This window comes from Sphingomonas abaci, from assembly GCF_014199625.1.
Lineage (GTDB): Bacteria > Pseudomonadota > Alphaproteobacteria > Sphingomonadales > Sphingomonadaceae > Sphingomonas > Sphingomonas abaci.
Map to the genome: position 1 here is coordinate 838,961 of NZ_JACHNY010000001.1, position 11,820 is coordinate 850,780.

General features: G+C 70.1%; 14 protein-coding genes. 12 read left to right on the forward strand and 2 right to left on the reverse strand.

Translation table 11 applies throughout. The features are described 5' to 3' along the window. Positions 1-68 precede the first annotated feature (68 nt). The 7 genes from GGQ96_RS03730 (at position 69) to GGQ96_RS03760 (ending at position 5,723) form a co-directional block, all read left to right on the forward strand. On the forward strand, positions 69-1,217 hold the full coding sequence (locus GGQ96_RS03730; protein ID WP_184111613.1) for a site-specific DNA-methyltransferase: 1,149 nt from the start codon (positions 69-71) through the stop codon (positions 1,215-1,217). Between the two features lie 322 nt (positions 1,218-1,539). Further along, a complete protein-coding gene (locus GGQ96_RS03735) occupies positions 1,540-1,746 on the forward strand; it encodes a cold-shock protein (protein WP_184111615.1) in 207 nt (68 codons plus the stop codon). A gap of 135 nt (positions 1,747-1,881) precedes the next feature. After that, positions 1,882-2,229, forward strand: a complete 348-nt coding sequence (locus tag GGQ96_RS03740; RefSeq protein WP_184111617.1) for a DUF6481 family protein — start codon at positions 1,882-1,884, stop codon at positions 2,227-2,229. Between the two features lie 8 nt (positions 2,230-2,237). Continuing rightward, positions 2,238-2,906 carry a spermidine synthase gene (locus GGQ96_RS03745; protein ID WP_184111619.1) on the forward strand — a complete coding sequence of 223 codons (669 nt, stop codon included), beginning with the start codon at positions 2,238-2,240 and terminating at the stop codon, positions 2,904-2,906. Between the two features lie 72 nt (positions 2,907-2,978). Beyond that, positions 2,979-4,058: a dihydropteroate synthase gene (gene folP, locus GGQ96_RS03750; protein ID WP_343058910.1), complete on the forward strand. Its 1,080-nt coding sequence runs from the start codon at positions 2,979-2,981 to the stop codon at positions 4,056-4,058. Positions 4,059-4,133: 75 nt separating this feature from the next. Next, on the forward strand, positions 4,134-5,018 hold the full coding sequence (locus GGQ96_RS03755; protein ID WP_184111622.1) for a bestrophin family protein: 885 nt from the start codon (positions 4,134-4,136) through the stop codon (positions 5,016-5,018). Positions 5,019-5,048: 30 nt separating this feature from the next. After that, positions 5,049-5,723, forward strand: a complete 675-nt coding sequence (locus GGQ96_RS03760; RefSeq protein WP_184111624.1) for an MBL fold metallo-hydrolase — start codon at positions 5,049-5,051, stop codon at positions 5,721-5,723. A gap of 165 nt (positions 5,724-5,888) precedes the next feature. On the opposite strand, the gene GGQ96_RS03765 is transcribed toward GGQ96_RS03760, so the two are convergent. Next, entirely contained in the window at positions 5,889-7,535 is a 1,647-nt protein-coding gene (locus tag GGQ96_RS03765; RefSeq protein WP_246360023.1) for a M28 family peptidase, read from the reverse strand. Between the two features lie 160 nt (positions 7,536-7,695). On the opposite strand from GGQ96_RS03765, the gene rpmF reads away from it, so the two are divergent. From rpmF to GGQ96_RS03790, 5 genes are all read left to right on the forward strand, one after another. Further along, positions 7,696-7,875 carry a 50S ribosomal protein L32 gene (gene rpmF / locus GGQ96_RS03770; protein ID WP_055841808.1) on the forward strand — a complete coding sequence of 60 codons (180 nt, stop codon included), beginning with the start codon at positions 7,696-7,698 and terminating at the stop codon, positions 7,873-7,875. Positions 7,876-7,900: 25 nt separating this feature from the next. Further along, the gene (gene plsX / locus GGQ96_RS03775) at positions 7,901-8,926 is read left to right on the forward strand and encodes a phosphate acyltransferase PlsX (protein ID WP_184111628.1); all 1,026 of its coding nucleotides are present in this window, start codon (positions 7,901-7,903) and stop codon (positions 8,924-8,926) included. After that, positions 8,923-9,888, forward strand: a complete 966-nt coding sequence (locus tag GGQ96_RS03780) for a beta-ketoacyl-ACP synthase III (RefSeq protein ID WP_184111630.1) — start codon at positions 8,923-8,925, stop codon at positions 9,886-9,888. The genes plsX and GGQ96_RS03780 overlap by 4 nt, the downstream gene beginning before the upstream one ends. A gap of 95 nt (positions 9,889-9,983) precedes the next feature. Next, positions 9,984-10,292, forward strand: a complete 309-nt coding sequence (locus GGQ96_RS03785) for an integration host factor subunit alpha (RefSeq protein WP_184111632.1) — start codon at positions 9,984-9,986, stop codon at positions 10,290-10,292. Positions 10,293-10,311: 19 nt separating this feature from the next. After that, a complete protein-coding gene (locus GGQ96_RS03790; RefSeq protein WP_246360024.1) occupies positions 10,312-10,719 on the forward strand; it encodes a MerR family transcriptional regulator in 408 nt (135 codons plus the stop codon). 446 nt (positions 10,720-11,165) lie between these two features. Here GGQ96_RS03790 and GGQ96_RS03795 read toward each other — a convergent pair whose 3' ends face one another. Beyond that, on the reverse strand, positions 11,166-11,816 hold the full coding sequence (locus tag GGQ96_RS03795) for an Npun_F0296 family exosortase-dependent surface protein (protein ID WP_184111634.1): 651 nt from the start codon (positions 11,814-11,816) through the stop codon (positions 11,166-11,168). Positions 11,817-11,820 lie beyond the last annotated feature (4 nt).

Sequence of the window (11,820 nt, forward strand, 5' to 3'; positions counted from 1 at the left end):
TCTCGACTCGGAGAGACTTGACGGATTCCGTCCCTCGGTCACTTTAAGGGCCGCACAAGGGGATTGAGATGGGGGCTATTCAGACGATCGCGCGGCCACGCGCCAGGGCCAAGGCCTCGGAGACGCTGGTCCCCGCGACGGACGTCGCCCCGCTCGACACCATCCTGATGGCCGATTGCATCGCCGCGATGCGCTCGCTGCCGGCCAAGTCGGTCGACATGGTCTTCGCCGACCCGCCCTACAACCTCCAGCTCGGCGGCGAGCTGTTCCGGCCCGATGGCAGCCATGTCGACGCGGTCACCGACGACTGGGACAAGTTCGACACCTTCGCCGCCTACGACGCCTTCACCCGCGCCTGGATGGCGGAGGCGCACCGGGTGCTGAAGGACCATGGCACGCTCTGGGTGATCGGCAGCTACCACAACATCTTCCGCGTCGGCACGGCGGTGCAGGACCTGGGCTTCTGGATCCTGAACGACATCGTCTGGCGCAAGGCCAATCCGATGCCCAACTTCCGCGGCACGCGCTTCACCAACGCGCACGAGACGCTGATCTGGGCATCGAAGGGCGAGAAGGCGAAATACACCTTCAACTACCGCGCGATGAAGACGCTGAACGACGAGCTGCAGATGCGCTCCGACTGGGAATTCCCGATCTGCGGGGGCCAGGAGCGGCTGAAGAAGGCGGGGCAGAAGGTCCATCCGACGCAGAAGCCGGAGGCGCTGCTCTATCGCATCCTGCTCGCCTGCACCAAGCCGGGCGACGTGGTGCTCGACCCGTTCTTCGGCACCGGCACGACGGGCGCGGTGGCCAAGCGGCTGAAGCGTCACTGGATCGGCATCGAGCGCGAGCCCGGTTACTGCGCCGCCGCCGCCGAGCGGATCGAGGCGGCGCTGCCGCTCGACGAGTCGGCGCTGGCGACGATGATGAGCCCGCGCCAGCAACCCAAGGTGCCGTTCGGCAAGCTGGTCGAGATCGGCTATCTCGCCCCCGGCGCCGTGCTGGTCGACGACAAGCGCCGCTTCCGCGCGGTGGTCCGCGCCGACGGCTCGCTTGCCAGCCCGTGCGGGCTGACCGGCTCGATCCACAAGCTCGGCTCGCTGCTGCGCCAGTCGCCAGCCTGCAATGGCTGGACCTTCTGGCACCATGAGGAGCAGGGCGCGCTCAAGCCGATCGACACGCTGCGCCAGACCTATATCCTGGCGACCCAGCCATAGGGTGCTGCTGCGCTCCGGCGGGAGCCGGAGCGCAGGGCCGAGCAAGACAACGCCCCGCGATCCTGCCCGACCCTGGCCTCCTACCTGCGCAGGAGCACGGCATGGCGACGCTCACACCGTCCGGCCGGGCGCCCGGTCGCCTCCCCCGCGCCACCCCCCTTCAAAAATCCGCCGCCCTGGTGTATAACCCGTCCCGCTGACGTCGCATGCGACGGATATCGGGCCGCTTCGGCTCTCCCCTTTGTCCCTTTCTCGCCTCGCCATTGCCGGGATGCGCCGCTGTTGGCGCATGCCCGTCCTCCCTGGGACGAAGGATGCCCATATGATCACCGGAACCGTCAAATTCTTCAACGCCGACAAGGGCTATGGCTTCATCGCACCGGAAACCGGCGGCGCGGACGCGTTCGTCCACATCTCGGCGGTGGAGCGTGCCGGCATGGCCACGCTCGACCGCGACCAGCGCGTCTCCTATGAGCTGGAGACCGATCGTCGCGGCAAGACCTCGGCGGTCAACCTCCAGCAGGCCTGATCGCCGCCGGCCCGCCGCGCCGCCGGCGGGGCGGGCCACCCCCTCCTCCAACACAGACGTGCCGTCGTCGTCGGAAGCGCCTATGCTGCGACCGATTCGACTCGCACCTTCAAAGACAGGTTAATCACGAGCCTTATGGCAGCATTCAAACTTCCGACCTTCCAGGACCGTCAGGCCGCCGCCGCCAAGGCGAAGAGCGCGGCGCTCGCCAAGCTGCGCGACAAGCCGCCGGTCGACGAGGCCGCCGTCGCCGCGCGCGCCGCCAAGCGCCAGGAAAAGGAGGCCGCCGCGGCCGCCAAGCGCGAGGCGCAGCGCCAGGAGCGCGAACAGGCCGCCGAGGCGAAGCGCGCCCGCGCCGCCGAGGCCGCCGAACAGGCCGCCGCCGCCGCCGCCAAGGTGAAGCCGGTGCTGACCCCCGAGGAGCAGAAGGCGCTGCGCGACGCGCGCTACGCCGCCCGCAAGCAGCGCAAATCGGGCAAGTAAACCGGCAGATGACGCCCCGCGAACTGATCGACACCGCCGCCGTGCCCGGTGGCGAGGATCTGCGCCTGTTCCGGCGCGGCGACGATTACATGATCGTGCTCGACCGCAACGAACTGATGAACAGCCGCATGAGCGGGTCCGAGGAAGCGCTGGCGACCATGTCCTGCGAGCGGCTGGGCGTACCCGCGCCCCGGCTGCTGATCGGCGGCTATGGCATGGGCTTCACGCTGCGCGCGGCGCTCGGCGTCCTGCCCGCCGACGCGCGGGTCACCGTCGCCGAGCTGGTGCCGGAGATCATCGCCTGGGCGCGCGGGCCGATGGCGGCGCTGACCGCGGGCGGGCTGGACGACCCGCGCGTCCATCTGGTGATGGGCGACGTGGCGCGGACGATCGAGATCGCGCGGGGCGATTACGACGCGATCCTGCTCGATGTCGACAACGGTCCGGACGGACTGACCCGCGCCGGCAATGACGGCCTCTATTCGGCGCGCGGGCTGGCCAGCGCCAAGCTGGCGCTGCGGCCCGGGGGCATCCTGGCCGTCTGGTCGGCCGCGCCCGACACGGCTTTCGCGCGGCGGTTGCGCAATGCCGGCTTCGACACCGACGAGGTCGCGGTCCGCGCCCGCTCGAACGGAAAGGGCGCGCGCCACGTCATCTGGTTCGCGCGCAAGCCCTGAACGGACACCGACCACCCCGTCTCCGACCCACGCCCCCTTGACCCGGCGCGCGCGAGCGGGTGGAGCTGGGCCGTGGCCGATCCGATCCTTCTCCTCCGCCCCGTCCAGTTCGTCGACACGCCGGTCGGCGCGCCCGAGGGCAGCGTCGCGCGGCTCGCCGGGGGGATGCAGTGGTTCGCCGCCTATGAGGTGACCGGACCGGACGGCCGACGCATCGTGCCCGTCGCGGAACTGCCGTCGCTGGGCGCGCGAGCGCGGCGGCTGCACGACCGGATCATCGCGCCCCGCCCGCCCCTGGCGCTGGGCGCGCGCACCCTACGCTTCGACCAGCCGCAGGTCGCCGCCATCCTCAACGTCACGCCCGACAGTTTCTCGGACGGCGGCCGCCATGCCGGCGACCCTGCCGCAGCGGCCGCCGCCGGCATCGACCAGCTCGCCGCCGGCGCGGCGTTGATCGACCTGGGCGGCGAATCGACCCGGCCGGGCGCGGCCCTGGTCTGGGAAGAGGAGGAGGCCGCGCGCGTCCGCCCGGTCGTCGAGCGGCTGGCGGCGGCGGGTGCCCTGGTGTCGATCGACACCCGCAAGGCGCTGGTGATGGAGGCGGCGCTGGCGGCCGGCGCCGCCATCGTCAACGACGTGTCGGCCCTGTTGTGGGACGACCGCGCGATGCCGGTGGTGGCGCGCGCCGGCTGCCCGGTCATCCTGATGCATTCGCCCGATCCCAAACAGGGCGGCCATGGCCGCGTCGCCTATCGGGACGTGGTGGCGGAGGTGTTCGCCTGGCTGGAGGCGCGGATCGACGCCTGCGTCGCCGCCGGCGTCGACCGGGCGCGCATCCTGGTCGACCCCGGCATCGGCTTCGGCAAGTCGCTGGCGGACAATCTGGCGCTCATCAACGGCCTGGCCACGTTCCACGGCCTCGGCTGCCCGATCATGCTGGGCGCCAGCCGCAAGCGACTGATCGGCGCCTTGTCCGACGAGGCGCCGGCCGACCGTCGGCTGGGCGGCAGCGTGGCGCTGGCGCTGAAGGGCGCGGAGGCAGGCGTGCAGTTGCTCCGAGTCCATGACGTGCCGGAGACCGTGCAGGCGCTGAAGGTCTGGCGGGGCTTGCGCGACCAGGCGCTCACCCGTCCCGGACGCGGCTCCGAATGAGAATCGCGTGAACCCGCGCGGCGATACCACGTTACGTTCCGAGCGGACCTACCCCTGTAACCAAGGAGCCGATTGTTGATCGTCGACGCCACCCCCCGCCTGAAGATCATCATCTCGGAAGTCTGGCGCCCGTTGCTCGGTCTGTTCGTCTGGGACTGCATCGTCACCGTCACCTATTTCGTGCTGCCGTTCAAGGCGCCGTCCCTGCCGCTGACGTTGTTCGGCTCGGCCTTGGCGCTGTTCCTGGGTTTCCGCGACAACAGCGCCTATCAGCGCTGGTGGGAGGGTCGCGTGCTGTGGGGGGCGATGATCAACGCCTCGCGCAACCTGGCCCGCGCCGCCCGCAACTTCCTGCCCGACCCGGAAGCGCGCGACCTGAAGCGGTCGATCGTGCTGCGCCAGATCGCCTATGTGAACGCGCTGCGCTGCCAGCTGCGCCGCCAGCCCAAGGACGGCGAGGTGCTCCACTATCTGTCGCGCGGCGAGGCGGAGCCGGCGCTGGCGCGCGTCAACACCGCCAACGGCCTGCTCGACGGCACCGGCCGGCGGATCGAGGACGCGCGCAAGAAGGGCTGGATCGACACCATCCAGCAGGCGTCGCTGGAGCGGATCCTGGTCGACATCGCCAATGCGCAAGGCGGCATGGAGCGGCTGAAGAACACCCCGCTGCCCAATCAGTATCGCTTCTTCCCCGCCTTCTTCACGCGGCTGTTCTGCATCCTGCTGCCGATCGGGCTGGTCGAGACGCTGGGCTTCGCGACGCCGATCGGCTCGACCATCGCGGGGCTCATGTTCCTCGCCATCCTCCAGATCGGCGACGACCTCGTCGACCCCTTCGCCAACACCATTCACGACGTGCCGCTGACCGCCATGTGCCGGACGATCGAGATCGACCTGCTCCAGGCGATCGGCGACGAGGCGCCCGAGGCGAAGACGCCGGTCGACGGCATCCTCTGGTGACGGCCGGCCGGGGCGCGTAAGGACGGACCCATGACCGATACGCCCCCCGACGCCATGCCGTTGCGCGCCGCCATCATCCCCGTCACCCCGCTCCAGCAGAATTGCACGCTGATCTGGTGCACGGCCACGATGAAGGCGGCGGTGGTCGATCCCGGCGGCGACCTGCCGCGCATCCGCGACGCGATCGCCCGCGCGGGCGTGACGGTGGAAAAGATCCTCCTCACCCACGGCCATATCGATCATGCCGGCGAGGCCAAGCCGCTGGCCGACGAACTGGGCGTCCCGATCGAGGGGCCGCACGAGGCGGACCGGTTCTGGATCGCGCGGCTGGACGAGGACGGCCGCGCCTATGGCATCCGCGGCGTGGTGTTCGAGCCGGACCGCTGGCTGGACGATGGCGACACCGTGACGATCGGCGACCTGACGCTGGACGTGTACCTCACCCCCGGCCACACGCCCGGCCATGTGATCTTCCACCACGCGCCGTCCCGCTTCGCGCAGGTCGGCGACGTGCTGTTCCAGGGATCGATCGGCCGCACCGACTTCCCGCTCGGCAGCCATGACGCGCTGATCCGCTCGGTCCGCGAGAAATTATGGCCGCTCGGCGATGTCGCCTTCGTGCCCGGCCACGGCCCCGCCAGCACCTTCGCGCATGAGCGGCGCACCAACCCGTTCGTCGGGGATGCGGTGCTGGGATTGGGATAATAGCTCTACCTGCTGGGTTGGCATAACCGTTCTACCTGTTCCCCGGCGGAGGCCGGGGCCCAGTTGGGGGGCGATCATGACGACGGGCAGCGGTCCGTTACCAAGGCCTTTCCAACTGGGCCCCGGCCTTCGCCGGGGAACGGAAAAGAGAGTTGCAGTTCCGCGTTACCGCCCCCGCGCCGCCGCGCTCTCCGCCCGCACCGCGCGGAACTCGGACCCCTGGCGCCATTCCGGCCAGTCGCCGCCCCGCGCCAGGTCGAACCCGACCCGGGCGATCAGGTCGACGTCCGCCGCCGCTCCGCGCAGGTCCCAGTCCTTCGACCAGGCATCGCAGCTCTGGTGGTAGCAGCGCATATAGCCGTCCAGCCACGCCTGCCCCGCCGTCCGTCCACCCGCGACCAGATCCGGCGCGCCGCTGATCGCCATCAGCAGCAGCGTCGGCACGCCGCGCCGCGCCAGCGAGAAATGGTCGGCGCGATAGAAGAGGCCGCGCTCCGGCAACGCCTCGGGCGTCACCACCCGCCCCTGCGCCCGCGCCGCCGCCGCCAGCCGGTCCTCCAGCGCATTCTGTCCCTGCCCGACCAGCAGCACGTCGCGCGACGGCCCGGCGGTCTGGAGGATGTCGAGCGTCAGATTGGCGACCGTGGTCGCCGCCGGATAGATCGGGTCGGCGGCATAGGTCTCGGACCCCAAGAGGCCGCGCTCCTCGCCGGTCCAGAGCGCGAAGACCTGGCTGCGGGCGGGTTGCGGAGCCCGGGCGGCGGCGCGTGCGATCTCCAGCACGCCGGCGACGCCCAGCGCATCGTCGTTGGCGCCGGGCCGGATCGTCCGCCCCTGGGCATCCGGGGCGCCGACGCCATAGGCGTCCCAATGCGCGCCGTACATCACCACCTCGTCCGGCCGCGTCCGGCCGGGCAGCTTGGCCAGCACGTTGCGGCTTTCGGCCCGGCTCACCGTGACCGGCAGGTCGGCGGAGAAGCCAGCGCCCGGGATCGGCACGGGGCGGAAATCGCTGCGCCGCGCCGCCCGGCGCAGCGTCGGCAGGTCCAGCCCCGCCGCCTGGAACAGCCGCTCGGCGGCGGCGCCCTCGATCCAGCCCTGCAGGGCCACGCGCGGCACGGGCGGCCGGGCGACGTCGTAATTCTCGCCGGCCGGGGCGGTGACCGTGGCCCAGCCATAGCCCGCGCCTGGCGTGTCGTGGACGATCAGCGCCGCCACCGCGCCGCGCCGCGCCGCCTCCTCGAACTTGTAGGTCCAGCGACCATAATAGGTCATGCGCCGCCCGCCGAATCGACCGACCGAATCGTCCCCCGCCGCCGCCTCGAAATCGGGGTCGTTGACCAGGAACACGGCGACCTTGCCCTTCAGGTCGACGCCCTTGAAATCGTCCCACTTCCGCTCCGGCGCGGCGACGCCATAGCCGACGAAGACCAGCGGCGCGCCCCTCACCGTCTCGCGCGCATCCGGCCGCACGCTGCTCAGGTACACGTCGCGCCCCTGCGTCCAGGCGACCCCGTTGGCGCTGACCGGGCCTTCGCCGATCCGGGTGCGGACCAGCGGCACCGCCTGCGTCCATTGTCCGTCCCGGCCGCCGGGTCGCAGGCCCATCGCCTGGAACTGCGCGACGAGCCAGTCGATCGTCTTCGCCTCGCCCGGCGTGCCCGGCGCCCGGCCCTGGAACGACTCGGACGCCAGCGTCCGAACGTCGGCGGACAGGCGATCGGGCGAGATGGGCGACCCGGTAGGCGCGGCAGGCGCGGCGGCGATCAGCAGCGGGGTCAGGGCAAGCGTGGCGGGTGACAGGATTTTCATGGGCATGACCCTGCCCGCCCGTCGGGATACTTGCAACAATGGCCGAAATCGCTATAGCGCCACGCTTCGCGATGCGTCCGGCATATCGGGGCGGCCTCATGGGGCCGGACCGGCATGTCGTGCGCATTCCAATCTGTTCCACGTCGAATAAGGTGCCGCAATGGCCGTCCCCAAGAGAAAGACTTCGCCCTCCAAGCGCGGCATGCGCCGTGGCCACGACTCGCTGACCGTCGCGGCGTTCCAGGAATGCCCGAACTGCGGCGAGCTGAAGCGTCCGCACGTGCTGTGCGGTGCATGCGGCCACTATAACGGCCGCGAGGTCGTGTCGGTCGAGGCCTGATCGCCGGATCGATCGGAGTAACCGGATGACCGACCAGCCCTGGATCGCCGTCGATGCGATGGGCGGCGACGAGGGGCTGGAGGTGATGCTTGCGGGCGTCGCCCGGGCTCGTCGTCGCTTCGAAGGCCTGCATTTCTACCTGGTGGGCGACGAGGCCCGGATTCGGGCCGGGCTGCACAGCCACCCGAATCTGTCCGCCAATTCCGAGATCGTCCACGCCCCCGAAGTCGTCGGGTCCAGCGAAAAGCCCAGTCAGGCGATTCGCCGGTCCAAGGTGACCTCGATGGGCATCGCCATCGACCTGGTGAAACAGGGTCGCGCCGCCGCCATGGTGTCGTCGGGCAATACCGGCGCGCTGATGGCGATGGCGAAGCTGTCGCTGCGCATGTTGCCGGGCATCGACCGTCCGGCGCTGGCGGCGCCGCTGCCCACGCTCGGCGACAATGACGTGGTGATGCTCGACCTGGGTGCGAATACCGAGGTCGATGCACGCAACCTCGTCCAGTTCGCGGTGATGGGCGCCGCTTATGCCCGCGTCATCCTCGATCTCGACCGGCCGCGCGTCGCGCTGCTGAACATCGGGTCGGAGGACCAGAAGGGCACCGACTGGATTCGCGAGGCCGCCGCCGAACTGCGCGCCGCCACCCACCTGCCCCTGGATTTCACCGGCTTCGTCGAAGGCGACAAGCTGGCGCGCGGCCATGTCGACGTGATCGTCTGCGACGGCTTCGCCGGCAACATCGCGCTCAAGACCGCCGAGGGCACCGCCCGCTTCGTCGGCGACCTGCTGAAGCGCGCCTTCACCAGCTCGGTCCGCTCGAAGCTCGGCTTCCTGATCTCGCGCCCGGCGACCCAGTTGCTGCGCGACCATCTCGACCCCAACAACCATAATGGCGCGGTCTTCCTGGGGCTGAAGGGCATCGTGATGAAGAGCCATGGCGGCGCCAACGAGCTGGGCGTCGCCACCGCGATCGCCAATGCCGCCAAGATGGCGCGCGCCGATCTCACCCGCCGCATCGCCGAGGATCTCGGCCTGGAGCATGTCGCATGATCCGTTCGGTCGTCTCCGGCACCGGTTCCGCCCTGCCCGCCCGGCGGGTTTCCAATGCGGAACTGGCCGAGCAGGTCGACACCAGCGACGAATGGATCGTCGAGCGCACCGGCATCCGCTTCCGCCACCTCGCCGGCCCCGATGAGACGACCGCGACGCTGGCCGCCGATGCCGCGCGTGCGGCGCTGGCGGCGGGCGGCCATGCCGCGCAGGACATCGACCTGATCGTGCTGGCCACCGCCACGCCCGACCAGACCTTCCCCGCCACCGCCACCAAGGTGCAGGCGATGCTGGGCATCGACGACTGCGTCGCGTTCGACGTGGCGGCGGTCTGCTCCGGCTTCCTCTATGCGGTGCAGGTCGCCGACTCGATGCTGCGCGCCGGCGTCCACCGGCGCGCGCTGGTGATCGGCGCGGAGACGTTCAGCCGCATCCTCGACTGGGAGGACCGCACCACCTGCGTCCTGTTCGGCGACGGCGCCGGCGCGATCGTGCTGGAGGCGCAGGACGTGGCCGAAGACGGGCGCGGCATCCTCGCCACCCGGCTCCATGCCGATGGCCGTCACAACGAGCTGCTCTATGTCGATGGTGGCCCCTCCACCACCGGCACCGTCGGCAAGCTGCGGATGAAGGGGCGCGAGGTGTTCCGCCACGCCGTCACCAACCTGGCGGCGGTGATGGGCGAGGCGCTGGCGGTCGCCGGGCTGAAGACCGAGGATGTCGATTGGGTGGTGCCGCACCAGGCCAATGCCCGCATTCTCGACGCCACGGCGCGCAAGCTGTCGTTGGCCGCCGAGAAGGTGATCGTCACCGTCGACCGGCATGCCAACACCTCCGCCGCCTCGGTGCCGCTGGCGCTCGACGTGGCGGTGCGCGACGGCCGCGTCCGGCAGGGCGACATCGTGGTTCTGGAGGCGATGGGCGGCGGCTTCACCTGGGGCGCGGCAATTGTCCGCTTCTGAGACACTTGCGGACGTTTGCATAACCTAGAGCATAAAAGTCTTTTGCTCTGGATCGGCTTCTGATATTCGCCCGGCACGTGTTGGGGGAATACCGTATGCATGAAGCAGGCACATTGACACGCGCTGACCTGGCCGAGGCCCTGCACCATCAGGTGGGCCTGAGCCGTGCCGATTCGGCCCGCATCGTCGAGCAGATCCTGAAGGAGATGTGCGAGGCGCTGAGCGAGGGGCAGAACGTCAAGATCTCCGGCTTCGGCACCTTCGTGCTGCGCGACAAGGGCGAGCGGATCGGCCGCAATCCCAAGACCGGGGTCGAGGTGCCGATCGCCCCGCGCCGGGTGCTGACCTTCCGCGCCAGCCAGATGATGCGGGACCGCATCGTCGAAGCCTCGGCCCTCGCCTGAACGATCCCGGGGATCGATCATGGCAAGGCCCCGCACCACATCGACCATGACGGCCGCCGGCAACGGCCTGACCCTGAAGTCGATCGGCGAATTGTCGGCGGAGACCGGCATCCCCCATCATGTCCTGCGCTATTGGGAGACCCGGTTCGACCAGTTGCGACCGGTCACGCGGGCGGGCAACCGCCGCTATTACCGCCCCGAACATGTCGCGCTGGTCAAGCGGATCAACGCGCTGCTGCATGAGCAGGGCTATACGCTGCGCGGCGTCCGCCACTTGCTGGAGTCGCGCGAACCGCCGCAGCCGCCGCAACCCGTCGTCGCGGAGCCGGCCATGCCACGCCTGGTCGAGGACAGGCCCTTGCAGGTGATGCTGTCGATCCGGGACCGGCTCTCGGCCGCCCTCGCCGCCGACGAGGCTCGTCGCTAGGCAGGAGCGCCGATCCTGGCATTCCGCCCCTGCCAGGGACGATGACGCAACCTGTCGCCCCCGTTGGAGGCGGGGCCGCCGCCAGAGTCGACGTTCCACGCTCCCGCGCCTCCACCCCGGCGGAGGGCTGGGTCGTGGTTACAATAGGTTTCGATTGACGGGCGCGCCCCTTTGAAGTCCCGGCGGCTGGCGGGATGACAGGTTCCGCGATCCTTCCGCCGTCACCCGGGTGATGCATTGGGACGGGCGGTGGAACTGCGCCACAAGCCCCCCCCTGCACGCAGAGGGTCTTCGATCATTGGCGAGCGATGGCGATGATGGTTCGCCCGGCCCCATCCGCGATCCGGCGCCCCGGACACGCAAAAGCCGCCGCTCCCCGTAGGGAACGACGGCTTTCCCGACCGACTGATCGCGCGACGCCTGCCGCGCGGCCGGCCTGGACCGCTTCAGGCGAAGGCCGCGGCGGTCTTGCGACGGCGGTAGCGCGCGGCGCCACCGACCATGCCGAAACCGATCAGCATCAGCGCCCAGGTCGACGGCTCCGGAACGCTGAACACGACATTGTCGGTTTCCAGCGAGTTGCTGCCGCTGCTGAGCGTCAGGCCACCCAGCGACTCGCCGGCGCCCGCGAAGAAGGTCACACGGCGGTTGGTGCGCGGCACGTCCTGGTTGCCGTCAGCCGGCACGACGAACTGAGAACCGGTGTAGGTCGCGAGCACCGCACCGGTCGTGCTCAGCACGCGGACGGTGTTGTACGCGTCGATCGAACCCAGGAACAGGCTGATCGACTGGAAGCCCGCGCCGGTGCTCGCCAGCGTGGCGGCGCCGCCACCCAGGACGGACAGATAGGCCGAACCGTCGCTGAAGGCCGGACGCGCGCCGGTCGAAGCGGACTCGGCATTGCTGACGATGTAGCCGTTGCCGGTCAGCGTGAAGCCCGCCGGAACGTTCGTGCCGTTGTTGAAGTCGATCACGGTGCCGCCGGTCGGCGCCGCAAAGGTCGCGCTGCTACCGAGCTGGCTGGTGAAGGTCACAGCATAGGCCGGCGAGGCAATGACGGTGAGCGCGGTCGCGACCGCGGCGATTTTCTTGATCATGGCA

Bases quoted from the DNA above. Each gene is read 5' to 3' on its own strand.
- GGQ96_RS03745 (WP_184111619.1), top strand. From the start codon at position 2,238: ATGACGCCCCGCGAACTGATCGACACCGCCGCCGTGCCCGGTGGCGAG.
- GGQ96_RS03780 (WP_184111630.1), top strand. From the start codon at position 8,923: ATGATCCGTTCGGTCGTCTCCGGCACCGGTTCCGCCCTGCCCGCCCGG.
- GGQ96_RS03790 (WP_246360024.1), top strand. From the start codon at position 10,312: ATGGCAAGGCCCCGCACCACATCGACCATGACGGCCGCCGGCAACGGC.
- GGQ96_RS03795 (WP_184111634.1), bottom strand. From the start codon at position 11,816: ATGATCAAGAAAATCGCCGCGGTCGCGACCGCGCTCACCGTCATTGCC.
- rpmF (WP_055841808.1), top strand. From the start codon at position 7,696: ATGGCCGTCCCCAAGAGAAAGACTTCGCCCTCCAAGCGCGGCATGCGC.
- GGQ96_RS03730 (WP_184111613.1), top strand. From the start codon at position 69: ATGGGGGCTATTCAGACGATCGCGCGGCCACGCGCCAGGGCCAAGGCC.
- GGQ96_RS03765 (WP_246360023.1), bottom strand. From the start codon at position 7,535: ATGAAAATCCTGTCACCCGCCACGCTTGCCCTGACCCCGCTGCTGATC.
- GGQ96_RS03740 (WP_184111617.1), top strand. From the start codon at position 1,882: ATGGCAGCATTCAAACTTCCGACCTTCCAGGACCGTCAGGCCGCCGCC.
- GGQ96_RS03785 (WP_184111632.1), top strand. From the start codon at position 9,984: ATGCATGAAGCAGGCACATTGACACGCGCTGACCTGGCCGAGGCCCTG.
- GGQ96_RS03760 (WP_184111624.1), top strand. From the start codon at position 5,049: ATGACCGATACGCCCCCCGACGCCATGCCGTTGCGCGCCGCCATCATC.
- plsX (WP_184111628.1), top strand. From the start codon at position 7,901: ATGACCGACCAGCCCTGGATCGCCGTCGATGCGATGGGCGGCGACGAG.
- GGQ96_RS03735 (WP_184111615.1), top strand. From the start codon at position 1,540: ATGATCACCGGAACCGTCAAATTCTTCAACGCCGACAAGGGCTATGGC.